The sequence below is a fragment of the Haloarcula nitratireducens genome, from assembly GCF_019599505.1.
Window position 1 is genome coordinate 61720 of the sequence record NZ_RKLT01000012.1, and the last position, 24213, is coordinate 85932.

20 protein-coding genes and 1 pseudogene are annotated in these 24213 nt (G+C 55.9%); 12 read left to right on the plus strand and 9 right to left on the minus strand.

The genetic code is table 11. From position 1 onward, the window contains the following. Positions 1–133: 133 nt before the first annotated feature. Positions 134–913 (minus strand): SDR family NAD(P)-dependent oxidoreductase, encoded by a 780-nt coding sequence (locus EGH23_RS18930; protein ID WP_220581549.1) that lies wholly within the window; start codon positions 911–913, stop codon positions 134–136. 133 nt (positions 914–1046) lie between these two features. Between EGH23_RS18930 and EGH23_RS18935 the strand changes: the two genes are divergently transcribed. Further along, positions 1047–2426 (plus strand): sulfatase family protein, encoded by a 1380-nt coding sequence (locus tag EGH23_RS18935; protein WP_220581550.1) that lies wholly within the window; start codon positions 1047–1049, stop codon positions 2424–2426. Between the two features lie 31 nt (positions 2427–2457). Here EGH23_RS18935 and EGH23_RS18940 read toward each other — a convergent pair whose 3' ends face one another. Continuing rightward, a complete protein-coding gene (locus EGH23_RS18940) occupies positions 2458–3363 on the minus strand; it encodes a mannonate dehydratase (protein WP_236044941.1) in 906 nt (301 codons plus the stop codon). A 285-nt stretch (positions 3364–3648) separates the two neighbouring features. Here EGH23_RS18940 and EGH23_RS18945 point away from each other — a divergent pair, with 285 nt between their 5' ends. After that, positions 3649–4308, plus strand: a complete 660-nt coding sequence (locus EGH23_RS18945; protein WP_220581552.1) for an RraA family protein — start codon at positions 3649–3651, stop codon at positions 4306–4308. A gap of 23 nt (positions 4309–4331) precedes the next feature. On the opposite strand, the gene EGH23_RS18950 is transcribed toward EGH23_RS18945, so the two are convergent. Beyond that, entirely contained in the window at positions 4332–5483 is a 1152-nt protein-coding gene (locus tag EGH23_RS18950; RefSeq protein WP_220581553.1) for a mandelate racemase/muconate lactonizing enzyme family protein, read from the minus strand. Between the two features lie 126 nt (positions 5484–5609). Here EGH23_RS18950 and EGH23_RS18955 point away from each other — a divergent pair, with 126 nt between their 5' ends. Then, positions 5610–6506 (plus strand): NAD-dependent epimerase/dehydratase family protein, encoded by an 897-nt coding sequence (locus tag EGH23_RS18955; RefSeq protein ID WP_220581554.1) that lies wholly within the window; start codon positions 5610–5612, stop codon positions 6504–6506. 15 nt (positions 6507–6521) lie between these two features. On the opposite strand, the gene EGH23_RS18960 is transcribed toward EGH23_RS18955, so the two are convergent. Then, positions 6522–7295 carry an IclR family transcriptional regulator gene (locus EGH23_RS18960; protein ID WP_220581555.1) on the minus strand — a complete coding sequence of 258 codons (774 nt, stop codon included), beginning with the start codon at positions 7293–7295 and terminating at the stop codon, positions 6522–6524. A gap of 802 nt (positions 7296–8097) precedes the next feature. On the opposite strand from EGH23_RS18960, the pseudogene EGH23_RS26510 reads away from it, so the two are divergent. Next, positions 8098–8236 (plus strand): annotated as a pseudogene (locus EGH23_RS26510) (ThuA domain-containing protein); the annotation flags it as partial. Positions 8237–9088: 852 nt separating this feature from the next. Here the strand turns inward: EGH23_RS26510 and EGH23_RS18965 are convergent. The 4 genes from EGH23_RS18965 to EGH23_RS18980 all read right to left on the minus strand — a co-directional run bounded on the left by EGH23_RS18965 (position 9089) and on the right by EGH23_RS18980 (position 11453). After that, a complete protein-coding gene (locus EGH23_RS18965) occupies positions 9089–9970 on the minus strand; it encodes a hypothetical protein (RefSeq protein WP_220581556.1) in 882 nt (293 codons plus the stop codon). A gap of 143 nt (positions 9971–10113) precedes the next feature. Further along, complete coding sequence (locus EGH23_RS18970) at positions 10114–10326, minus strand: hypothetical protein (protein WP_220581557.1); 213 nt, start codon at positions 10324–10326, stop codon at positions 10114–10116. A gap of 340 nt (positions 10327–10666) precedes the next feature. After that, entirely contained in the window at positions 10667–10966 is a 300-nt protein-coding gene (locus tag EGH23_RS18975; protein WP_220581558.1) for a hypothetical protein, read from the minus strand. Positions 10967–11072: 106 nt separating this feature from the next. Then, complete coding sequence (locus EGH23_RS18980; RefSeq protein ID WP_236044942.1) at positions 11073–11453, minus strand: PadR family transcriptional regulator; 381 nt, start codon at positions 11451–11453, stop codon at positions 11073–11075. A 156-nt stretch (positions 11454–11609) separates the two neighbouring features. Between EGH23_RS18980 and EGH23_RS18985 the strand changes: the two genes are divergently transcribed. The 7 genes from EGH23_RS18985 (at position 11610) to EGH23_RS19020 (ending at position 20203) form a co-directional block, all read left to right on the plus strand. Beyond that, positions 11610–11855 carry a winged helix-turn-helix domain-containing protein gene (locus EGH23_RS18985; protein WP_220581559.1) on the plus strand — a complete coding sequence of 82 codons (246 nt, stop codon included), beginning with the start codon at positions 11610–11612 and terminating at the stop codon, positions 11853–11855. Between the two features lie 376 nt (positions 11856–12231). Beyond that, positions 12232–12525, plus strand: a complete 294-nt coding sequence (locus tag EGH23_RS18995) for a hypothetical protein (RefSeq protein WP_220581561.1) — start codon at positions 12232–12234, stop codon at positions 12523–12525. Continuing rightward, entirely contained in the window at positions 12522–12773 is a 252-nt protein-coding gene (locus EGH23_RS19000; protein ID WP_220581562.1) for a hypothetical protein, read from the plus strand. The genes EGH23_RS18995 and EGH23_RS19000 overlap by 4 nt, the downstream gene beginning before the upstream one ends. Positions 12774–13141: 368 nt before the next feature. Beyond that, positions 13142–13369, plus strand: a complete 228-nt coding sequence (locus EGH23_RS19005) for a hypothetical protein (protein WP_220581563.1) — start codon at positions 13142–13144, stop codon at positions 13367–13369. Further along, positions 13362–16661 carry a DUF499 domain-containing protein gene (locus EGH23_RS19010; RefSeq protein ID WP_220581564.1) on the plus strand — a complete coding sequence of 1100 codons (3300 nt, stop codon included), beginning with the start codon at positions 13362–13364 and terminating at the stop codon, positions 16659–16661. Before EGH23_RS19005 ends, EGH23_RS19010 begins: the two co-directional genes overlap by 8 nt. Then, a complete protein-coding gene (locus EGH23_RS19015) occupies positions 16661–17302 on the plus strand; it encodes a DUF7680 family protein (RefSeq protein ID WP_220581565.1) in 642 nt (213 codons plus the stop codon). Before EGH23_RS19010 ends, EGH23_RS19015 begins: the two co-directional genes overlap by 1 nt. A gap of 6 nt (positions 17303–17308) precedes the next feature. After that, positions 17309–20203, plus strand: a complete 2895-nt coding sequence (locus EGH23_RS19020; RefSeq protein ID WP_220581566.1) for a DUF1156 domain-containing protein — start codon at positions 17309–17311, stop codon at positions 20201–20203. A 323-nt stretch (positions 20204–20526) separates the two neighbouring features. On the opposite strand, the gene EGH23_RS27085 is transcribed toward EGH23_RS19020, so the two are convergent. Next, on the minus strand, positions 20527–20820 hold the full coding sequence (locus tag EGH23_RS27085) for a hypothetical protein (protein WP_328766500.1): 294 nt from the start codon (positions 20818–20820) through the stop codon (positions 20527–20529). A gap of 12 nt (positions 20821–20832) precedes the next feature. Between EGH23_RS27085 and EGH23_RS19025 the strand changes: the two genes are divergently transcribed. After that, entirely contained in the window at positions 20833–24183 is a 3351-nt protein-coding gene (locus EGH23_RS19025; protein ID WP_328766502.1) for a helicase-related protein, read from the plus strand. The last annotated feature ends 30 nt before the right edge of the window (positions 24184–24213 follow it).

The following is a 24213-nucleotide window of genomic DNA, read 5'->3' on the forward strand; positions in this document are numbered from 1 at the left end:
GGAGCGACCATCTCGGGCGTAACGATAGGGTTCGCGTCGAATCGCTGCACGTCCATGTCAAATGGTGGCAAAGGACCTATCTAAGTGTTGTGGGACCACGGGGACACCATGTTCGTCGCTACATTGGAAGTGTTCAGGGCTGGTCCCAGTAGGCAGGTTGAACGCAGTGGAGACCACCGTCGACGGGGATGTTTGCGCCTGTGAGAAAGGATGCAGCGTCGCTGGCCAAGAATGCGACAACACTCGCGACATCTGACGGGTCCCCAAGGCGTTCCAGCGGGTAGGCTGCTGGGACGTCGTCATCCTGCGCCGTGATAACGGATTCGTTGCGTCCAACGCGAACCTGCCCGGGTTCGACACTGTTTACCCGAACGGCTGGTCCAAGGTCGACTGCGAGCGCTCGCGTCAAACCGGCGACGCCGGTCTTCGAGACGTTGTACGGGAACGCCCCGGGGACAGTTGAGGTAGCGTGAATCGACGAGATATTCGTGACAGTACCACGTTCCATGTACGGCAACGAATACTTGACGACGAGCCAATAGGCCCGGAGGTTGACCTGCATGAGGGCGTCCCACTCGGCCTGCGAGCACTCTTCGGCGGTCTCGGTCGTCATGACGGCCGCATTGTTGACGACGTGGTCGATTCCATCGAACTCGGCTGCGCTCTTGCTGGCTAAGCGTTCGATTTGCTCGTCGTCACCCAGGTCCGCGGCAACGAACGTTGCCTGGCCGTCGGTGTCCTCAATAGCATCGACGACCGTGCGGCCCGATTCGGCGTTCGCTTCGAGACCAGTCACGATAACCGACGCGCCAGCGCGCCCGAAGTGACGGGCTATTTTGGCCCCGAGGCCGCTCGTTGATCCGGTCACCAAGACTGCCTCTCCGGCGAAATTCGTGGTAAACTGTCCTGTCATGAACATAGTCTCTCACGAGCCGGATTAAATCTACCCGCGTTCGTGAATCACTCGAGTCGCCCACATGATTTGACAGTACACTCGCCGTACTGCCCGACACTTATATCACCATAGTTGCTGAATGGACAGCCGCATGCGTGTCGTATACTTTGACATCGACTCGCTACGTCCCGATCACCTTGGGGCGTACGGGTACGAACAACCAACAAGTCCGAACATCGACCGCCTCGCCGAGGACAGCGTCATCTTCGACCGCCACTATACGGCGAATTCCCCTTGTATGCCATCACGGGCAGCGTGGATATCCGGTCGCTACGGCGTCAACAATGGGGTGGCGACGCATGGTCCTGAGGGGCGAACGCTCTCTTCCCCCTACCATTGGGAGGGGTTCGAGGGCGAACTCCGGGAGTACTGGACCCTGCCAGAACTGTTCTACAACGAACGGGTCACGACTGCTGGCGTATCATCGTTCCCCCGTCATACCGCACCGTGGTTCTACCATGTCTGGCACCAGTTCCACACGCCGCAAGAACCCGACGATCAGGTCGCCGAGTGGCCGGTCGGGCGTGGCTTCCAGACGCCACGCGCCGAACATGTCTCCGACATCGGACTTTCGGTGCTCGAAGACCTCGACGACGAGTTCTTCCTGTATATGCAGTATTGGGACCCACACATCCCGTATTACCGGTCCGAAGAAGAGATAGACAAGTTCCGTGACCCGCCCCTTCCCCCCTATCCCACAGCGGATCAGATTGAAGACGACGACCACTGGGTGGAAGGGACTGGGACTGACATCACGAGCATGGACGAGTACGAGGAGATGCTCGCTCACTATGACGCGGAGATCCATTACGCGGACGAGCATATCGGTCGAGTACTCGATTACCTGCGGGCGGAGGGGCTATACGACGAGACACTCATCGTCGTCTCTGCCGACCACGGCGAGGAGTTCGGCGAACATGGGGGCTATCAGACCCACTGGGCGGCTCACGAAGGAACCAACCGAGTCCCGCTCATCGTGAAACCACCGTCGTCGGTCGATATCGAACCCGGACACCGGTCCGAACTCGTCACGAACGTGGACGTGGCACCGACTCTTGCGGACTACGCGGGATTCGACGCACCTGACGCCTGGCAGGGTCGGTCGCTCAGACCGCTTGTCGCGGGTGAAGAGACGGAATGGCGCGACCACATCGTGTTTGAACACGGACTCTTCGTCGCCCAACGGGCTATCCGAACGGACCAATGGAAACTTCTGCGGACCTACCACCCAGGCATCTGGCCCGAGCGGTTTTCGGACGTAGCGCTGTACAATCTCGAAGAAGACCCGTGGGAGCAGGATAACGTCGCTGTCGACCATCCAGAGCTCGTTACCGAACTCCGAGGAAAAATGACCGAGTGGGTAGAGGACCATGTCGGCCGCGAAGGCGACTCGCTGATGGCCGTCGCCAGAAATGGGCCGATGGGATACAAGGTCGCAGCGAACGAGTGGAACTCTTACAAGTACCTGTAGGCTGTCCTCAACTATACTTTCTGTTGTCGAATTAGTCGTCAGCAATCGATTCGAGCGCCGCGCGGAGGTACCCGACAGCGAACGATCGCGAGCGGTGTCCCCAGTCGGTATCGCCGGCGACCTGTGGAACGTGGTCGGGAATAAGAATCCCGTCGTACTCGACCGCTTTGAGCGCACGTAGAACCTCGAAGGTGTCGTAGTTCCCCTGGTCGACGAACGTCTCGTGGAACGAGGGAACGGTCCCCTGGACATCCCGGAAGTGGACGTAGAAGATTTCATCCCGTTTACCGAACCGTTCGATGACGTCGAAGACGTTCTCGGTCGAAGCCGACCACGTCCCTAGACCTAGGTTTATCCCGTGGTTCGGGCTTTCTACGAGGTCCATCGTCCGATTGAAATCATCGATAGTCGTGTGTACCAGCGGTGTGCCGTCGAAGTCGGAAATTGGAGGGTCGTTAGGGTGCAAGGCGAGTTTCACACCGACTTCCTCAGCGACGGGCAAAATCTCCTTGAGGAAGCGTTCGTAGTTGCGCCAAAGTTCGTCCGCTGAGAGTGCCGACCGCTCTTCCGTCGATTTCCCTAAATCACGGGTCTCGAACGCCGTCACCTTCGCGTCACCGCGCCACTTCTTTCCAACTGACGTCCGGCCGACCCCTTTCGGAGACCAGTCATACCCCAGGACCGGAATGCCCGCTCGTCCGACGGCTCGAACCGCTTGTTTGAGTCGCTCCAGTTCCGAATCGGATCCCTCTCGACCGTACATGACCGGTTCCGTCGAGCAACCAGGGAACCCCTCGATAGCAGCCAGCCGAAGCCCCTCCTCTTCGATCCAGCGACGGACTTGGACGAGTTTCGGGAACAGCGGTCCCTCCTCCTCACTCTCGATGACGGACTTTTCCTCGTGTTTCTGTTTGTAGAATCCGTTCATAGTGAGCATCTGCGGCGCGGTAGAGAACTCGAGAGAGATATCGTTCACACCGAGTTGCTTGAATAGGCGCAGTCGCTCTTCATCGGGTTGGCGAACGTGTCCGATACCGACACGCATACCTTTAGGTGGAGAATCGGCTTGGTCAACCATACGAGGGATTCTCGCACATAGAATAATAAGTTTTCTTTCGTATGGATGACGATTCAACACAGGCGGTCCGACAGTAGTCTAACAACACACGATACTGCTGTTCACTACCAACTTATTTACCATCGTGAGTACTGGCTGTAGGATATGGCGCTCGATTCCACCGAACTGTGTGACCGGTACGAACAACTGTATCCGGGTGCTGTCACCGATGCACTCGACGAGTTAGGATACGGTGATCGCACCCTCCCAGCCGAAATCAACCCGCTGAGCGACGACGATCAAATGGCGGGAATCGCATATCCGGCCCACGGCTATCCCGACGAAGACTGTGACTACGACGCAAACATTCGCCGGTTCCTCCAGATGCTTGGTGAAGCACCGGCAGAGAGCGTTGCGGTCTATCAGACGCGCGACGACGCCGCGGCCCATCTCGGAGAGTTGTCGACGACGGCCCTCGCCGCACAGGGCTGTCGTGGTGCCGTGATTGACGGCGGCGTTCGGGATGTTCGCTACATCCTCGATCAGGAGTTCCCGGTGTTCACGAGATACCGGACACCGGCCGATGCGCCCCCGCGCTGGCGGCTCGCCGACTGGGATGTCCCCGTCACGATTGGTGACGTTGAGATTCGACCGGGAGATGTCCTTCTCGGCGATGCCGACGGCGTCGTCTGCGTCCCACAGAGCGTCAGCAAAGAGGTACTGGTCGCAGCTGAGGAGACTGTCGAAACTGAAAATATGGTCCGCAGTGCCGTCAGCGATGGGATGGATCCGCTCACCGCGTACGAGCAATACGACGAGTTCTGACCGAACGGAATTCACTACTGCCGTCACTCGAAGGACTTCTTGAACGACGCCGAGTGAACATCGTGTTCTGTGGTGATTTCGCCGGTATGTTCTGCAGCGGCGGTCTCGTCGAACTCAATACCGAGGCCCGGTGTTTCAGGGACTGGAATCTGCCCGTCTTCAACGACCAGTGGTGTCTCGATGACATCATCGATCCAGTCTGGGTGCGTGAAGTTATCAGCTTCCTGTATCTTGAAGTTCGGTATGGCGGCACTCACGTGGACATTTGCAGTGAGGCTGATCGGGCCGGCGGCAGCGTGGGGACAGGTCTGAATCGCAGCGGCGTCAGCCATCTGTGCAATATACTGTGTCTCGCGCAACCCACCGACGATGATGGGGTCGGGCTGAATGATGTCCACTGCCCGCGCCGAGATGAAATCGAACGCGTCGAACTTGCTATCGGTGGCGGCCATGTCGTCCGCGATGGGTATCGACAGCGCTTCGCGGACCTCTCGAAACGCGTCGGGACCTTGGTGTGCGTGTACTGGCGCTTCGAACCACCCGATGTTGTAGGGTTCGAGACATCGGCCGATTCGGATCGCCGTCGCCGGGCTGAACCGACCGTGTCCTTCGATGAACAGGTCGACGCCCGGACCGACTGCCTCGCGAATATCCATAACCCGGTTTTCCACGTCCTGGAGTGCCACGTTCGATATCTCGCGGGTTGCACCCTCGAACGGATCGAATTTGAGCGCGTCGAAGCCAGCCTCAACGACAGTCGCCGCGGCATCACCCCATTCTGCGGGGGTGTCACACCCGCCGTACCAGCGGTTGGCGTACGCCTCAACCGTGTTTCGAACAGCCCCTCCGAGCATATCAACAACGGGAACACCGTGGTGTTTCCCCTTGATATCCCAACAGGCTATTTCGATCGCCGACAGGAGCGTTTGATTGATTCGCCATAGCCCCCATGGCGTTTCCTGAGACGCCGTTCGCAGTCCCTCAATGTTTAGCGGATCCCGCCCGTGAAACCACTCTCGGAACTTCTCGACGTGCGCAGACGTAGCCTTGGCATCCGTGTTCGCTTCCGCCTGCCCGACTCCTGTGAGACCTGTGTTTGTCTCGACGACGACGACGAACCACGGCTTCCATAACTCCTCAGTAAGGACGTAGCTTCGAATATCTGTGATTTCCATCTGACTACACTACGCAACCCCACTCATAAAAAGAGTTGTCATAGGTTCTAGTTATGTTGCCGCAGTAGCCCCACCACTCCGGGAATCCGTGAAAACATTGAAATAGAAACTTTGGATAGGTAGGATATGGCAATAAACACGGTAGCTGTGACCGGTGGCAACGGGCGGATCGGGGAAGCGATAATCGAGGAACTCAACAACCACGAGTACCGAACCGTGAATCTCAATCGCGGGAAATCCAAACAGCGAGTCGTGGAAGACTACGACGGTGCCGACGAGTACATCCAGACACAGATGCTTGATCCGGGAAACGTGTATGGAGCACTTGCAAAGAGTGATGTCGACGCAGTCATACACATGGCGTCGATCCCGAATCCGCTCACAAATGTGGGGTATGAGACCTACGAGAGCAACGTGATGAGTACGTATCACGTGTTAGAAGCGGCAAGCGAGCTCGAACTCGAAGCTGCCGTCGTCCCCTCTAGTGTAAACGTCATCGGAGGTCCCTTTCAGGACCCACCGATGGAGGTGTCGTACCTTCCGGTTGACGAAACTCACCCGGTAGCGCCTCGCGATTCGTATGCGATGTCGAAACACGCTATTGAGGTGACCGCCGACGGGTTTGGTCGCCAAGCCGGCCCGCCCTACCGCATCGCATCCCTCCGGTACCCGTGGGTGGCAACCACCAGCGAGCTCCGGACGACATTTCTTGAGGGAGACCGTTCACTTGCAGCAGTGAGTTCGGAGTCAGCTTCGTTTGCGCAGGACCAGCTCTTTTCGTACCTTCATGTTGACGACGCAGCCCGTGTCGCGCGAGCAGCAATTGAAGAGGAGTACACGGGGCACGAACGTTTCTGGGCTGTCGCGGACGACACTACCGCTGACGTTCCGACACCAGAACTGATCCAAGAATGTTATCGGGACATTCCCGTCGAATCGAGCTTGGAGGGGTACGATGCCCTCATCTCAACAGAGAAGGCCCGACAAATGCTCAGTTGGGAACCAAACCATTCGTGGCGATAGCAACTACTAGCGTCGTCAATAATTCTGATACTCAATCTCAACGATGTTGGTCGTCTTTTTGAGCCGGTCGACAAACTCAGGGATATGATCCGCATCTAGTCGTGACTTTGGCCCGCTTATTGAAATCGATCCAAGCGGATCTTGTTCAGTCCCCTCTACCGGGACAGCGATGGCACGAATGCCCTCAACTCGTTCCTCGTCTTCAAGTGAGTACCCTTGGTCTCGAATCGTTTCGAGTTCTTCGTGCAATTCGTCTCGACTCGTTATGGTGTGTTGGGTCGCTTTTGGTAGGCCATGGCGGTCGACGATTCGGTCGATTCTCTCGTCCGAAATATTCGAAAGAAGGGCCTTACCGTGAGCTACCCAGTGGAGATTCGTCATGTGCCCGACCGGGACATCAGCAAACGGGGATTTTTCGCCCTCAATCTTGTAGATAAGCACTCGCTGGCCCCGTTCCTCGGTTGCGAGCGCAACATTGAATACATCGTCAAGATCGTCTGAGAGTTCCGCCATCGGTTCCCTTGCGACCTCGTAGAGGTGGAATCGATTCCGTCGTAGTCCACCAATGGTGAGAAATTTAAACGAGATATCATAGCCATCGTCTGTGTTAACGATGTAACCGCTTTGCTCCAGCGTTTGGAGATAGATGTGAGCTGTACTCTTGGGGACTGCCAACTCCTCTGAAATATCCGTTAGCGTAAGCCCTGGCGTATGGCTAATGAGTTCGATTATCTCGAATCCTCGCTTTAGCACCTTCAGTTCCCGTCCAGCACCATCATTGTCGTTCATACAGGACCTTGGAGTCCGGAATCGTTTAAATTCTTCTACCAGATGAAGTGGATAGTGGTTCAAAATAATTGTACCATGGTATATAATCACTCACACGGAGCTCTCAGGTGGATTCAACACCTTTTGCCGACAGCTTTTGGGGAAAGAACGTTTGTTGAAACAGTCCGGATCAGGATAGTAACGGCAGACTCGTTCGGAGAAACGCGAGAAATTCCCCGGATTCATGTTTGTGAATAACAACCATGACTCATCCCCAAAGTTCAAAATATACAAACAAGGCCTGGTATTGGCTACTTGGGCTCATGCCTAGAGAGTGCCCAGAACGCCAGTTAGTAACCACTGTGGAAGAGTATCTATTATCCCAGTAGATTGTAGACAGAGAGGAGAGACAGCTACTCGGGATAGAGATTCGACAAACGCTGTACTATAGGACTAAGTAACCGCCTTGGTGGGGAAGTGTCTATGACGGCCGGTCCAACGATACAAAATAATTGACCGGAGTTTGTGTCTAAGGTGAGAGTTCCTATGCAGCTATGTCTATTATAGCAAGCGAGAACTTCCTGATATTCACACTGCCTGGCTAGTGCAGCTTCAGACTTGGACTGGCTAGTTTAGGTCGTTTAATGTGAGCACGGCCCAATCCCTAACATACGTACGAGTGTTATTTAACCCCTCTTAGAATTAGTACGGTGGAGTAGTCATAGGAATCAGCAGAGTAGTTCATAGGTTCTCCCGTATTGCGGTTTTTGCATATTTCCTCTTTTTCCTGAGATCCGCTGGCTATCAGCGCTAAGCTCTATCAGTCTGTGAACCTGACAGGCTTGTCTTCATCTCGTAGTTTGAGGGAGGAGAAGTGTTCCGGTCGGGTTGCTGTTACCACTGTGACAATGGTCGGATATTCTACTTCTGTCCCGGAGTGCGAAACGTATCCAGTTTACGAGGTTTCGCAGTACAGTCGGCATTCGACAACACCATCAGGTGAGCAGCATCGCGAACTGATCAGAAATTAAGCCCGGAAAGCATTCTATTGAGCCATCGGAGCGATCTTCTGTACAAGTTCCAGCGTTGTGACTCCTCTTCCGGAAAAGAACGCTTGGAACTGGCGGTCATACCATCAATCAACCTAATAGAAATAGGTGACTGAACACAAGACATGGGGTTAGAACTACAAAATAGAGCCATATCAACAATAGTAGAAATATATCGAATTGAAATCGGCATTCATAGTACAGACTTCCCAAATAATCACACTATTTGTCGTCATATAAGGAATTATATATTGTTCTCACGTGCATTCTCCTAAAATTGGCGAATACTTCTGATATTCTGACTCCATAAATCGGTAATCCTCCACTGAAGAAGGAGATATCAAAGGTACCTGCATGTGTCCTGCTTCCACGACACGTTTTGCAGATACAGATATATCTACAGGGACTGCAGCCTTCGCAGGTGGTGATGAACCTATCCTCTGTATCGGTCTCAAGATTTCTGGCAAAAAGCAGAGAGACTTCTCTCCGTGACAATATAGCGGTTGTCCATACTGAGCAGGTTCTAGAATCATGCCCAAGAGCAGTTCCAAGATGCGAAGTCCGTCACACCCGTTGTGAACAGCGAATCGGGCCTGGTCGCTCCGTTCGTGTTACGACCACTCACTACACTCCTGCAAGAATGGGGTCGCTCCCGGTTACTGCAGCTACCAAACAGCAATGCCAGCGGCGGCAGGGCACGTGCCACCGCGTCCATCAGCGTTGGTTCTGTCCCAATTCCTTCCTCAGAGTGCGTTCGTCACAGGCTTACCCCGAAGACTCCACCACAACAGGTGTGACGCCGCCTGTGGTTGCTTTCCGGTCGCCGTTCTCCAACAGATCGAGACCGACGTACCGTTGCTCGACTAAGCTCTCGGCGGCCTCCATGTCCATCGCGAGCAACTCAGTCTTGGTCTGGTCCCGGCCGACCTGGCGTGTCTTCTCGACCAGATCGTCGCCACCGATCTCGATTAGTTTCTCCCAAACACGTTTGACTGTTTGACGATGGGGCTCCTTCCCCAGTTCGGCGGTCAACGCGGTCTCAACATCCTCTTTGGTGAAGAAGACGCCACTCCCGTCGGTGCGTTCGGTCGCGAACTCTGGCCACCGCTTGGCCACACTAATCGCTCGATACGTGTTCTGGCGGTTCGAGCGCTCGACGAACATCGTCTTGACCTTCGCCTGCCGGCAGTTCGCGAAGAAATCTAGTGGTGAGGAACTCGGCTCAATCCCCTCGGGCAGCGTTTCAGCATCTTCCTGCTGGTCGGGATCGGCTTCGAGCTGTTGGGCTTTCGCGATGGCGCTCTTGGCAATCTCGTGAGTCTCTTCCTGTTGCTCTTCAACGTCGTCGAGGCGACTCTCGGCTTCAGCTGACTTTCCCACGGCCGTCGTCGCGATGTCGTGGGTCTGCTCTTGTTGAGCTTCGAGTTCCTCGACGCAGTCCTGCAGACTGTCGATGGTCGCGACCAGTCCTTCGAGAACACTCGAAACGGGGGGTGCGACCTCGTCCTCGACCTGCCCCACGAGCTCCTGTAGGGCCTCGGTATCGGGCGCATCGTCGTCACTGATGTCCATCCCGAGCTGGGCGGCCAGTTGGTCGTCGGTGGCTGTACTCTCGGTCTCGTTCTCGTCGTTGGTGTTGCGTGGCATACTGACCACAGGGCCCGTGCTCGGAATCGAACCGAACAGTGCCGACCACGGTACGGGCTAGGCGTGACTGGGAGACAGCAGCGACTGGCCACTCCGCGCACCGTGCAGGACACGAGCCAGACCGCCGTCGGGACCGAGCGCCCTCATCCCTCGAGCTCCGTGCGGCGTTCGATGACGACGTCGTGCCCGTAGTCGCCCTCCCGATACTGCACGGCGAGATTCTCGACCGTGGCAAAGTCCTCGTGCCACTCGGTGTAGTGGACCAGATCTCCGACCTGATAGCGCAGTCGCCACTGCGGACGTTGTGCGGGCGCTGTCTCGCTCGCAGTAGTACGGGCGGGGTCTGTCCGGGCCATTACCGACCACCGCCATTGCCCGCCGAGAATGGATTGTGAGGCCGCTGATAGAGTCGAACTGAGCGATGAGGCTGACGGGAAGACCCGTATATATCTAGTGAGAAGCTTTTTACAACTAATTGGTAAATAAAGTGAACGCTGTCAGAGGTACAGCCGTGAATCTTCGGTTCTCGTGTCCGGTGGTCTGGTACTCCCATCGGACGCTTCGGCCCCGTACACGAACACGGACACGTCTCCCAGCCGCGGCCATCTTTCTCGTGGGCCTGGCTGGGGCCGTGGGCCTGCCAGTCCGTTGCAGTGAGGTGCCGCGCTTGTCTGCACGACAGTAGTCCGGCGCGAGTCATCGGTCTTCACGCTCCCGGCGTGCAGCGCCATCGAAACCCAGTCCATCCAGCTGTCGACACTCCTCGACTGGCACACAGAACCTTGCAAGCTCAGTAGTCTGTTTCACCGCGAGGACCAGCTCCTCGCGACGGTGGGGGTCACCGGCCGAAGCAAGCCGCTGGCGCGTCTCGGCGGCCAAATCCGCGAACAAGACGCCCGTGAGAGTAGCGTCGGCGTCGTCGACGGTAGTGACGAGCAGCCGTGGCACACTGTCGAGTTCGGTGAGGACGACGACCGCACCGACGGCGGGCGTCATCGGTCCCCTCCCGGCGTGCGTTTCGTCGCCGCCCAGTGCTGGTGGGGGTTCGACGGCCGTTTGTGGGCCCCAGCGCTGGCTGGGCCGGTTCGTGCAACGGGGCCAGTCATGGCCGGTCGGCCTCCGTCGGGGCGTGGGCACCGCCGTCGGCGACCGGCCGCGGGCGGTCAGTGCAGCGGGCGAGGGTCTCGGCCTGCTTGGTGAGGAGGTTGTGGCCGGCTTCAGTGAGGGTGTAGGCGTTGGTGCGGTCGTCGAGGGGGTCGCAGGTGATGAGGCCCTTGTCGGCGAGGGTATCGAGATTCTGATAGAGGCGGCTGTGGTTGATCGGCTCGGGGTAGCGCTCGTCGAGGTAGGCCTTGAGTGCGAGGCCGTAGGGTTCGTCGTCGACGGCGGCGATGGCCTGGCAGACATCGCGTTGGAAGCCCGTGAGGTCGTAGTGGGTTGGCGAGCGATGCATCTCATCGTGGGTCGGCGTTGGCTCAGTCATGGGTTCGGTGCGACGCCGCTGCGTGTGTGGGCGTCGCCTATTTCAGAATAATAGGGCGAACCCTAATAATAGTTGCCGTACGGTAACCAGTATTCGGACGAGAGCAAGGTAATAATCCGGTGGTGATTTTTGTTTGCGAAATGGAGAACTGACAAGATGGGCGAACGAGGGCGCAAAAAGACCGTGTCGGATGTCGAAATACTCCGTCAGTTCGCACTAGATCCTACCCCATTCATGCATCCAACAGAGTTGGCAGAGACTCTCGAAATGTCCCGTCAGGGTGTGTATAAGCGTTTGAAAGATCTTGAGGAACGGAATCTACTAGAGAGTAAAAAGGTAGCAGATACCCGAAACTGGTGGCTCACCGATGAAGGTCGTCGTTATCTCTCTGAGAACTCTTAATTCTCTTTCTGCCACCATCCAATCATATGTTGTGTGGGTTTTTTCCGGTCGATTTTGCCCTCTCGATGGAGTTTCTGTAGCCTCTTGTGTATAGCAGTACGAGTGATTGGAAGCCTGTTTTCCAGTTCACTTGCGGTTACGAATGGACCCTTGATCTCGTCAAATGTCTCAATTAGCTCTCTATCAGAGACAAGCTGGTTTCCGTGCGGGGAACTCATCTGTAGTGGCTGTAGTTTGGTTACCGTACGACAATAGTTTTATGGTGATGGCATAACATAAGCTAAGTATAGGAACACACGCGTCGCTGGGCGATTTCTTCCCGAAATCGTCCCGGTGCTAGAGACACCGAGACGTGTGGTTCCATGGACGGAAACCAATGGTAACTACGCAAGCCAATCCTCAAGAACGTATCGCCCGCGATCGACTGACCCAACGCCCGCACTTCTTGGGCGTCGACGGTGGTAACGCTGCCCACTACTGGGACAGCTACGAGTACGCCGTTGTTGTTATCGACGAAGATCTGAACGCTGAGAAATTCGACTTTGACGAAACGCCCTGCCAGACACTCCGCGACTGGTGCGAGCACACGCGGCAGAAACGTGGCTGGGACGTCGGCCCACATGTCGGCGGCTCACTGGTCGGCGACCTTGTGCGAGGTGTCGAAGCGTGAGCTGTACCGTTGACGACCGGAAACAGGTGCGGCGCGCTGCACGAGCGATTCGAGATGCGGTTCCGACCATCGCTGTTGACGTCGTTGCGCCGAACGCGAGTCGCCACGACGCATGGACGCTCGACGCAGTGTTGCGTAATCGTGAAAGCGTGCCGCCAGAGGTGCTTCGTGAGTTGGCGCTCGCGGGACTGACGTTACAGCCGGTGCCATCGCAGGCCGGGTATCAGCATGTTGTAGCGACGATGTAGACAATTTGCGTTAATTGGTAACAAAACATTTTGAGGGTCCTAATTTCAGTCTGGGTCTCGTCCTCACCACGGTCGATATTGGGAGGGACTATTCGCCAGACCTCGATCGATGCAGATGCCTGCCGAGACAAAGAGTAAACTTCCGCACGTCAGTGCCAAATATGATTCGCGAGATAATCATGACTACAGTAAATACTGGTATATCATCTCAGACTTAGGGCAGATAAGACAAATTCAAACTTTCTCTGTTTCAAGCCCAGAAAGCGACATCATCTTCTCAATTTATAACCACAGACAATCACTATTGTCAGACTTAGTTTAGACTAAGCAAAGGTTATAACTCCACAATAATGTGATGTAGACATCAGATGACTCAGAAGACAATTGGACAGAACACCGGTCAATCGGGCCGGGTGAATTTGTCGGGTCCTGAACTCGAGCAATTCGACGCGGAGGTCGGCGATCCAGTCAAGGTCGATATCGCCGAGTCAAAAGGAATCGCTAAGGCCATTATCGAGAACAGCACGGAGAGTGAGTTCGTGATCGTGTCCAAACCAGCAGCTGATTCATCATTCATAGAGGAAACTGATGAGTAGTAAGTACCCCTCTCTTTTCGAGAGCTGTCAGCCACGAGACGATGTCTTAGACGGCTCGCTCCAAGAGGAACAGTTCGCTGCGAAACTCTCGACTGTCGTTCACAACCCTGAGAAGGCAGCACCAGTCTATCGAGACCCCGACTCGTTCTACGATATGACCTACCCTACGGAGGGGCTCCGTACGCTGCTCTCCAATCTCACGGGGCGTTTCTTGGCAACGACAGAGTACGATCCGGGATCATACACCTCGAGTATTCTCTGTCTCGACACGCGATTCGGTGGTGGGAAAACGCACGACCTCATCGCTTCGTACCATCTTGCTGAGAACCCTGCCAATATTGACGACCTCTCGCACTACCTGCTGGACGGTGATGAGGAACTTGCGGCTGACTACCAGAATGCGGTAGCCGAGGGCCTCGACATCGCAACGGGGGTCTTCATCGGTACGAAAGCCGATAGTAAGGATGCCCGACACGCCGACGACGATCCGGATGCCCCGAATACTCGGACAATGTGGGGTGAGCTCGCGTACCAACTCTACGGGCTCGATGGCTACGAGTACCTCAAGGACTACGACCAAGACCGGGACGCACCTGGTGAGGGAACTCTCTCGAAACTCTTCGCTCAGCACGACCAGCCGGCTCTCATTCTGATTGACGAAATTGCTGACTACATGAACAAAGCCGCGGGTACGCCTGTCGGCGACAAGACGCTCGCCGATCAGACACTTTCGTTCGTGATGGCACTCCTCGAAGCGGCTGCTGAATCGGAGCACGTCACGGTCGTCTATTCCATCGCGGATACGGCGTTTGGTGAGCAGGCTGACCGGGTTCGTGACGGCGTCCGTGATCATATTGAGGAGGTCAACGAGATCGGCCGCCGGCAGCACAAGACGGTCACGCCGACCGACGAAAACGAGATCGGACAGGTCCTCCAACATCGACTCTTCTCGGAAGTCCCAGATAATGCCGCCCGCGAAGCTGCAGACTCATACTTCCAATTCTATGACCAGGAAGACCGGCAGTATCCACAGGAAGCCACCGACGCTGGCTACGTGGATGTCCTCGCTCGCGAATACCCCTTCCATCCCTCCTTAATCGACGCTCTCACGGACAAAATCGATACGATTCCTCGATTCCAGCGCACTCGTGATGCCCTCCGCTTACTTGCACGAGCGGTCTACTACCTCTGGAACCACCAGCCCAACAGTTACGACCGCCACTGGATTCGGACTTACGACCTCACAGTCGCTGATGACGATCCTGGTGGTGGGATTCAGACGATTCTTCGTGAGCGCCTATTCGACTTCGTCGATCTCGGTCCCGCAGTGACCGCCGACATCTACGACGACGATGGTACCGCACACGCCCAGCTTGAGGATCGAAAATGGACCGAAAACGGTCTACCACCCCTTGGGACCCATCTGACAACGACAGTTCTCTGGCACAGTCTCGCCTATGGTGAACAGGCCGCTGGCCTAACTCACGCCGATCTGAACCTCGCTATCGGCCATCCCGATCTGAACTTCGACGATTACGATGCGGCACTATCCGCACTCCGAGGCGACGATATGGACGCCGCGTGTTACTTCCTCTACGAGGAAGAACGCCTCCGGTTCAAACAAGAACCAAACCTGATCCGGATAATCGACCAGCGGATCGAGTCTACCCCCGAAGCGAGCGCTCATTCGCGTTTCGAGAACCGCCTCACCTCGAAGGAAATTGGGGATGGTGGCTTCCAGCCGGTGAAGTTCCCTGAATCGCCGGCTGACTTACCGGATACACCGGATACGCCGAAACTCGGAGTAATGCATCCCGACACCGCTGCTATCGAAGACGGCGGCGATACGCCGCCGAACCGGGTGACTCAGCTCTACGAACAACAAGCCGCAAAACACGACGGAGAGACTGAGACGCGAATCTACAAGAACTACGCTCTGTTCCTCGCCCCTGACGCTGATCGAATGGATGCTGCAATCGACGAGGCTCAGCGTCTCGAGGCTATAGAGGCCCTGCTTGATAGCCCTGAGCAGAAAGCGGACCTCTCCTCAGAACAAATCGAGGAGCTTCGAGAACGGAGCGACGAGGCACAGTTGATGCTCGGAGAGCTCGTTCGGAACGTCTACCGGCACCTCTACTACCCTGACCGGGGCGGGCTTACCCACATCACAATCGGTGCGACCGAATCCAACGGCGGGACGACACTGGTCAATGCTGTCCAGACAACGCTCGAGGATAAGATTGTGAAACGCGACGCCGGTGCTCGTGGATCCGCTCACGTCCAACAGAAACTCTGGCAGCAGACTCAGGACGCTATGTCCACCGAAGCGCTGGTCAATCAATACGCGAAGAAACCTGGTCTCGACTATCTCTTCAGCACCAAACCAATTCGAGAGACTATCTCCTCTCTCGTTAGTGACCACGGGTACGCATACTGGGATGGTGAGTCTGGTACTGCATACTGGGTCGGGACAACGGAGCCTGAAACGTGGCCGTATCCGGAATCATTCGCGGAATCTCCCGATGTCAAAACCTCGATTCGGGACAGCGATATCCAGATTGGGAGTCCCTTCGTCGTTTACCGAGATATCGACGCGCTCGTCGACGACCACCATGACGAAATCGACCGGCCAGAACTAACGGTTGCTACCTGTGCCGAGTGTGGGGAGGAGGTTGAAAACCCAGAAGGCAGCGAACCCTACTACTGTGAGGAACACCAGTCCGATACGACCTGTAGTTCCTGCGGCAAAGAGGTCGCTAGCGAGCAGCTGCTGGACGAACGGGGTCGATGCCAAGAGTGCCAACCCGAGGAATCCTGGGAGGCGAGCAAGAAGATGATGTCCGCTTCGCGGGCGTTCTCGGAAGTCCGTCGAGATGCGGAATCGAAGGCAGGGACTAACCGGATGCCGCTGCTCGAAGAGGTAACTATCCAAGTCGGTGGGGATGATCCCTTCCAAGCGGCCAAGTTCGTTAGCCAGCGTCCCGGATTCAAAGCCCGTGAGGACGCGGTGACGGTCCGAATGCAGTACGAAACCCGGACTGACGACGGGACGTACAGCGCGGAATTCACAGGCTCACCGAGCCGATTCCGGGACGTGATCGACCAGCCCGGCTCGTTCGGCGATGATCGAGAGACCATCCAGTTCCGCTTCCAGTTTGACGAGCCAGAACCGATTACTGACGAGGGTGATGACCTTCTCGCGGCCCTCGATAATGACCTCGATGCGGGCAACATCGACGTCCGAGTCGAAGGGCGTGGCCCGATTCGGGCCAGTTCGGAGGTAACGGTCTAATGGTGGGTCGCGGTTCGGAATTTGAGACCTCACCCGCTGAGGGAACAGAAGAGGATCGGCTGGTTCGCTACGGGACGAGTATGTTCGGTGGCCGCCCGACGTTCACGCTCGTCCGACGAGAGACAGACGGTGGCGGGGAGTGGACACTCCACGAACTACTCCCTCGCGAACAGGCTGAAGCCCGCCGTGATCGCTTGGAGCGGGATGGTCGTTCGCTGAGTATCACACCAGTCGAGGATCTCGTCTCGGACGTCGCTGGCGAGGACCTCCTTTCCAAGCTCGATGGGTGGACGTGGGATGAGTGGGCCGGCGCAAAGGTCGCCCGGCTTGACCCGACCCGCGTCCGTGCGCTCCAAGACGTCGTCCGGGAAGCGATTGAGGGCACGCCAGGAGATTCCTCAGAAGTCCTCACTGGGGGGATTGGATTCGTGTTCCTACCCGAGACGGCAGGCGTGCGGCTTGCTGTTGCCTTCTGTGGCGTGAAGCCGATCCAGCGTATCGACCGGATGCGGTCGCTGGCTCGAGGCGTTGCACGGATGAGCGATGAGGAGTGTTACTACTGGTACGCGAAGTGTCGGTCTCCGTCAAGTCCGAACGGCGAAAAGGCCCTTCGAGTGTTGCTGACGGACCATATCAAGTGATTTTCCATGACTCAAAATAACCCTGATATCGATGAGCAATCCGAATTAGATCAGCTTGCTATTGAGGGGAATCTCCCACTCAAGGCAGTTGGAATCGAGAATCTAAAAGAAGCCAACCCCCAACATATGCCGCCTCACCGGTATCTCCATCCTTGGTTTGCGCGGCGACCAACTCCCGCCTCCCGACTTGCCGTCCTAGCTTCTGTCCTACCTTCGGGGGTTGATGCTGACGATCTGCTTCGGTGGATGCAGATTGGCCCATCTCAAGGAACAGACGGCGAGAGTATTGTAGAATACGTCGCACGAAAGAAGAGTAAGGAGGATGAACGGGATGGAACACTACAAGACCACTACGATTACCCCCGTCCATTCACTCAGTCACCGAGTGAGAACGAACGAAATGAGATTCACCAACTTCTTCGGCGTCAATGGGACGGAGAACTACCTACCGTTCTAGATCCAACAGCTGGTGGCGGTGTAATTCCATTTGAAGCACTTCGGTACGATCTCCCAACGATTGCAAACGAATTGAATCCCATCCCGTCGCTAATGCTCAAGGTTATGAATGAGTACGCGCCGAAGGTGGGTTCTCTGCAGAGCGAATTGAACCGATGGAGTGACAAAGTTGATGAGCTCGCTTCAGAGCGGCTTGAAGAGTACTTCCCTAGTGAGAACGACCGCCGTAGTCCATCCCATTATGCTTGTACATATACCGTCACTTGCCCTGACTGTGGATTCGAAATACCACTAGTGAAGAAGTGGTGGCTCCAGAAACAGTCGTCAACAAGCGGCGTTGCTGCCCGCCCGCATCTAAATGAAGAAACGAAAAGTGTCGAGTACGACTGTGTACGGCTTCCTGATGAGGTATCGAAAAACGAGTTCAACCCACAGAATGGCCCACATTCCCGAAGTGGCGCAGAATGTCTGAATTGTCCTGTCGTGATGGAGTCAGATGATATCCGTACAGCGTTTAAGAATGGCGAGTATGACACGACAGTATACGGTGTCAAGTATGTCAACGATGGCTCTGGCTCTGGATGGCGGGCTCCGACCAAGGAAGATTACAAAGCCTGTGAAAAAGCCTCTGAGCGTACGGAATCTGATTTCCGACTGAATACAATTCTCACTCAAGATCGGTACATCGGTGATGAGGATCGAGCTGGCCCGTACGGAGTCACTAAATGGCGAGATGCGTTTACTGACCGGCAACTCGTCACTCATTATGAGTATCATCAAGCCTTTGAGGAAGTAGAAGACGAAATCCGCGAAAGCCACTCAGAGAAGGAGGCAGAAGCCATCCTCACGATTCTCTCTCTTGTATCCAGTAAGGCAATTGACCGAAATACACGGTTTGCACCACTCGACACTGGAAAAGGATACCCCGCAAATGCTCTTGGCGGGAAGCACTTCACACTCCAGTGGTCGTTCGTTGATAACAACCTGTGTGCAGGAAATCAATCATGGAAAGATAACTTCAATCGTATCCGCGACTCCTACGAGGAACTTGTCTCATATCTTCAAGATATCGAAGATCCCGAATCGGAAGTTCTAGTCGGTGACGCAGCCAACCTGGATATTGAAACTAACACCGTCCAGGCAGTTGTTATTGACCCGCCATACTACGACAGTATCATCTATTCAGAACTTTCGGACATTTGCTACGTCTGGCTGAAAGAATACCTTGGGGACACTTTCCCCGAGATGTTCACTGGTGAACTCTCAGATAAGGACGACGAGGCTGTGGCGAATGTCGCTGAATACGAGAAAGTCGCAGATAGTTCTAAGTCCAAAAAGGAGTTCGCTTCTGAAGATTATGAAGACAAAATGGCAGAGATTTTTCAGGAACTCTACAGAGTGCTTGAGCCTGGTGGAGTAATGACCGTCATGTTCACGCATAAGGAGTCCAGCGCGTGGGATACTCTCACTAAATCACTTATCAGATCTGGATTTACTGTAACTTCGACACATCCCATCACGAGTGAAATGCCACAGAGGACCGATACCCGGGGCGGCGGGTCAGCCGACAGCACGTTACTCCTCACGGGCCGCAAACCCGTTGATGCGAATCAGCACGAGACGGACTTGATCCCGACCCTTTGGAATGATGTTCGTACAGATACACGAGACGTTGCTAAGAATGCTGCCCGCGAACTCCTTAATTCGGGTCTTTCACTTACAAAAACGGACGTGATCATCTCTGCATTCGGACCAACGTTGAAAGTCTACGCTGACGCCTATCCAGTTGTTGATGACCAAGATAATGAGGTTCCACCCCGTCGCGCTCTTGAAGAGGCCCGTGAAGCAGTGACGCGGGTCCTTGTTGAAGAGTATCTTGAGGGTGAAGGACTCGGAGACTTGGACGACATTACTGAGTGGTATATCCTCTCTTGGCTTGTTCACGAATCCGACACCTTCCACTATGATGACGGCCACCAGCTGGGCCTCGGCGTTGGCGTCGATATCGACGAAATCAAACGCTCTACGAAGATTTGGGGGAAGAAACGTGGTGACATTCAGCTGAAAGCCCATGAGGACCGCGTCCAAGATATAACACTGCCCCCCGAAGAGAGATCCAACCGGACGCCGGTCGATCCCGAAGCACTGTCCTTCACAATCGCTCTCGATGCGGTTCACGCCGCAATGCATGTTTACGAGAAACAGGGCGAGGATATCGCGATTGATTGGCTCAAAGAACGTAACTTCGACACAGACGCAGGGTTCAAGGCAACACTGAAAGCTCTCCTGCAAGTTCTTCCCCAAAGGGGTTCGGAATGGGAAGCCGCTCGCGACCTCGCCTTAGGTCGGACCCACGACGCACTCGGTCTCGAATTCACCCCCACTGATTTCACTGATGTCTCAGAAGACAGGCACGAACAGAGCGAACTTGGTGATCACGCCTAACTCGAAATCCCTCCAGCATGACTAATCTACGTGAACGCGAGTGGCAGTCAATCTACGAGAGCAAACCGGAACAGGGCCGGGCCCACTTAGTCAAGGACTTCTACGAACCCGCGCTGGAACGCAGCCAGCAATACGACCGGATCGCGGGCTACTTCTCCAGTACGGCACTCGCGGCTGCTGCCAACGGCATTCACGCCCTCGTCGAGAACGATGGTGAAATGCGTCTCATCGTCGGCACCGAACTCTACGAGTCAGACCGTCCGGTTCTAGAGACGCTCACCGACCGTCTCGAGGAAAATCTCGAGGACCTCGATGACGAACGCCTAGATGCGAACCTCCGTATTCTCGCGCGTCTCCTCCGCGAGGGCCGGATCCACATCAAGGTCGCCTATCCACGCTCTCCCTCTCACGATTGGGAGATCTTCCATCCGAAAGTTGGACTCTTCCACGATAGCGATGGAAACACGATTTCGTTCGAGGGCAGCGTCAACGAGACGGTCGGCGGCTGGGCTCACAACTACGAGCGGTTCAAAGTCCACCGTTCGTGGGTTCCTGAACAGGCGGATTACGTCGTCGGCGATGAGAATACCTTCGAGCGACTGTGGAGTGATGAACACCCCTTCGTCGAAGTGTATGACCTCCCCGAGGCGATTGAAGAGGACATCATCGACTGGAAAGCCCCAGACACCGAGAGCGATCTCCAGGAAGCGATTCAGATCGCGAACGGTACAGCTCCGCCGACGGAGCGCGACAAAGCGAACATCATTCAGGATGGACCGCTCTCGCCCGGCGGACTCGCACTAGCTGAGGAGGCAAGTACGATCACCCCGTGGCCTCATCAACGAGCCGTCTCAGACACACTCGTGAACACCTATCCGCAGAGCTTCTTGCTATGTGATGAGGTGGGGCTCGGGAAGACGATCGAGGCTGGCCTCACACTCTCCCGGCTTGGGCTTACTGGCGAACTTGAAACCGGGCTGTTGCTGGTTCCGGCAAGTCTGCAGCGGCAGTGGCAGGAAGAGCTCTGGGAGAAGTTCAACATCAATGCTGTCCGATTCGACCGGGATACAGCGGGCGATCACGTATTCCGGGACGTTCGCGGTCGCGACCACTATCCACCATCGGCAACGGACCTTGACCTCACTGGAGAGGGCGAATGGGTGGATAGCCCCATCTGGCGGTTCCTCTACGAACAACAATCGATTGATACCGACGCATCGTCGCCGCTGGATGGACCGACGGTCGTCGTAATGTCGTGGCACACTGCTCGTCTTGACGACCGTTGGGATCAGGTTGCTCCCTTAGACCGGGTATCCGACCGGTCTCGGGACATCATTCCGGCAAGCTGTCGCGGGCGCGACCACAATACGGAAGACCGGATGGGCGTGTGGGACGCCGTCATCGTTGACGAGGCGCACAACGCCCGGCGTGGCAGTAATTTCTACGCTCTGCTCGAACAGCTTCGTGATTACACGCACGCCTACTACCTCCTGACTGCTACCCCGATGCAATTGCACGCTGGCGAACTCTACGATCTAATGCAGTTGCTGGATCTTCCGGGTGGTTGGGATAACCGGGATACCTTCGTGGAGTTCTTCGAAACCCGAGACGGGCTGTCGCAGGCCCTCAACGAGGTTTTCGACAACTCTAGGTCAGAGTCCGACGAAGCGGAGGCTTCCTGGAACACGCAAGCTACGCTCGATGGACTGGAACACCAAGACCGGCTCCCGATGGATCGACCATTCTCCTCAAAAGTCTTCCAGCACCTAGCAGACGAGCTCGAGATCAATGAGGACGGACAGGACCGTGCCATCGCCAAAGAGCGTGTGCTCACTGCGTGCCGGCTCGCACGCGCCTATGGAGACGCCTACGACGGCTATCTCGACCATGTCGACGACGCGATGGCAGATTATGACATCGACCGTTTCGAGGCGAGCGAGGATACGAAACTCAAACGACTCCTCTATCCTGAAGACGCCGACGAATGGCTGATGGCGTCCCGCAGCGACCGGCAGGACGCACTTGACGAAGTTTCTCCGGGCGGTTGGCGAGTCATCCGCGACGTTCTCGCGGAGTCCACGCCCGTCGACGCGCTCATCCACCGGAATACACGGGATACACTCCGGAAGTACGAGGCGGTCGGTCTTCTCGATACGACCGTTCCGAACCGGAATCCCGAACAACGGAAAATCGAACTCACCGAGGAGACACGGGCGGTCTACGACCAGATCGACGAGTACACACGTGAGTTCTACAAGCGAGCCCAACAGACTGACGAGGCCCAAACACGCGCCATCGGGTTCGTGATGACCACGTACCGGCAGCGACTCACGTCGAGTGTCTATGCGATCGGTCAGAGCCTGAAACACCGGCTTGAGACACTCCGGGCGCAACGGACCGTGTTTGCCGGTCGGGAGCGCGCTCGTGACCGCGACTATAGTGATGCGGAGCAGGTCGTCCTCGAAACGCTACAAGACGCAGACCTCAACGACGAGGACGTTCTGGATGAACTCGACGCTAGTAGCGACGACCTAGATCTCTCTGAACTCATCCCGAGCGTAACTGAAGAGGGGAAACAGCTTATCGAAGAAGAAATCAAGGCCTTGGAGGCGTTCGTCAACGACTTAGACTTGGTTGATACAGACCCGAAGATTCAGCAGCTGTACAACGACCTCGACGAGCTGGACCGGGCTGGCCACAACCGGGTGATTGTCTTCACGCAGTACACGGACACAATGGACTTCATCCGGGACAGTCTCGCGGATCTTCTCGGAGCGACTATCGCGACGTACTCCGGTCGTGGCGGCGAGCTGTACGCCCCCAATTCTGAAACTTGGGAGCACGTCGGGAAAGAGCGCGTGAAGCGTGAATTCTCACGTGATGATGGGCAGGTTGATATCCTCGTCTGTACCGACTCCGCGAGTGAGGGGTTAAACCTTCAGGAGTGTGGGGCGCTCATCAACTACGACCTGCCGTGGAACCCGATGAGGGTTGAACAGCGTATCGGTCGGATTGACCGTATCGGCCAACGATTCGACGAGATCCGTATTCTCAACTACAGCTATGAGGATACGGTTGAGACGGACATCTATGATCGCCTTGACGACCGGATTGGCCTCTTCGAAAACGTCGTCGGTGAGATGCAACCTATACTCTCCGGCGTCAGCCAGCAGATTCGGGATGCGACCTTGAACGCGGATAGCGCTGACGACCAGACTGCGGTCGAATCAGCTGACCGTGAGTTCTCTGAAGAACTCGAAGAACGTGATCAGGGTGACCGCGTTGATGTTGGAGAGTCACTCGAGGACGTCGACGACCTCGTCGCTCAGGACGTCGTTGACGAAGCAAAACTAGATGCGTGGCAGTCCTACAGTCACCCGGATCTCGTCAATGTTGGTGAGGAGGAATACGAGTACGAACCTCCATTCGAGACGCCAAGCCTCCAGTCAGTGTTGGTCAATAATGACGCGCTTGCTGAGGTCGGTGTCGAATTCATCTCGGTTGACGAGATAGACTTCGAGTACGATGACGAGGACTTCGACTTTGCGGACAGTACATATCGCCTCTCGGTAAGTGACGCACCCATTGAGGTCCCGACCGGAGATGGGGAACAGACGATTGCAGAGGCTATTACGACTGCTGCTGATGAAGTGGCGGTGACGTTCTCGGCTGAGTGTGCTGACGAGTTCCCATCGGTTCAGCATCTTGCGCCAGGCCATCCACTCCTAGGACAGCTCCTCACAGTACTGCAGGATGTGAGTGAGGAGCCGTCGCGATTCCAACAGCGAATCGTGACCCGAGCAGATCAAGACCAAGTGCCAGTAGTGTGTGCGTGGGGACGGGACGGCGTGTTTACCCGGATTGCAGGCGATGGGACAGTAACCGAAAATGGGCCGATGAATTCCCTTCCGACGTGGTGTGATCGATTCCTCGATAACCGAGAGAAGTCATCTAACCCTACAACTGTAAACCCACGCTGATTCAGTAACCCTCGTTGATACTATCACATT

Coding starts and splice junctions, on each gene's coding strand:
- EGH23_RS18930 (WP_220581549.1), bottom strand. CDS start 913: ATGACAGGACAGTTTACCACGAATTTCGCCGGAGAGGCAGTCTTGGTG.
- EGH23_RS18935 (WP_220581550.1), top strand. CDS start 1,047: ATGCGTGTCGTATACTTTGACATCGACTCGCTACGTCCCGATCACCTT.
- EGH23_RS18940 (WP_236044941.1), bottom strand. CDS start 3,363: ATGCTCACTATGAACGGATTCTACAAACAGAAACACGAGGAAAAGTCC.
- EGH23_RS18945 (WP_220581552.1), top strand. CDS start 3,649: ATGGCGCTCGATTCCACCGAACTGTGTGACCGGTACGAACAACTGTAT.
- EGH23_RS18950 (WP_220581553.1), bottom strand. CDS start 5,483: ATGGAAATCACAGATATTCGAAGCTACGTCCTTACTGAGGAGTTATGG.
- EGH23_RS18955 (WP_220581554.1), top strand. CDS start 5,610: ATGGCAATAAACACGGTAGCTGTGACCGGTGGCAACGGGCGGATCGGG.
- EGH23_RS18960 (WP_220581555.1), bottom strand. CDS start 7,295: ATGAACGACAATGATGGTGCTGGACGGGAACTGAAGGTGCTAAAGCGA.
- EGH23_RS18965 (WP_220581556.1), bottom strand. CDS start 9,970: ATGCCACGCAACACCAACGACGAGAACGAGACCGAGAGTACAGCCACC.
- EGH23_RS18970 (WP_220581557.1), bottom strand. CDS start 10,326: ATGGCCCGGACAGACCCCGCCCGTACTACTGCGAGCGAGACAGCGCCC.
- EGH23_RS18975 (WP_220581558.1), bottom strand. CDS start 10,966: ATGACGCCCGCCGTCGGTGCGGTCGTCGTCCTCACCGAACTCGACAGT.
- EGH23_RS18980 (WP_236044942.1), bottom strand. CDS start 11,453: ATGACTGAGCCAACGCCGACCCACGATGAGATGCATCGCTCGCCAACC.
- EGH23_RS18985 (WP_220581559.1), top strand. CDS start 11,610: ATGGGCGAACGAGGGCGCAAAAAGACCGTGTCGGATGTCGAAATACTC.
- EGH23_RS18995 (WP_220581561.1), top strand. CDS start 12,232: ATGGTAACTACGCAAGCCAATCCTCAAGAACGTATCGCCCGCGATCGA.
- EGH23_RS19005 (WP_220581563.1), top strand. CDS start 13,142: ATGACTCAGAAGACAATTGGACAGAACACCGGTCAATCGGGCCGGGTG.
- EGH23_RS19010 (WP_220581564.1), top strand. CDS start 13,362: ATGAGTAGTAAGTACCCCTCTCTTTTCGAGAGCTGTCAGCCACGAGAC.
- EGH23_RS19015 (WP_220581565.1), top strand. CDS start 16,661: ATGGTGGGTCGCGGTTCGGAATTTGAGACCTCACCCGCTGAGGGAACA.
- EGH23_RS19020 (WP_220581566.1), top strand. CDS start 17,309: ATGACTCAAAATAACCCTGATATCGATGAGCAATCCGAATTAGATCAG.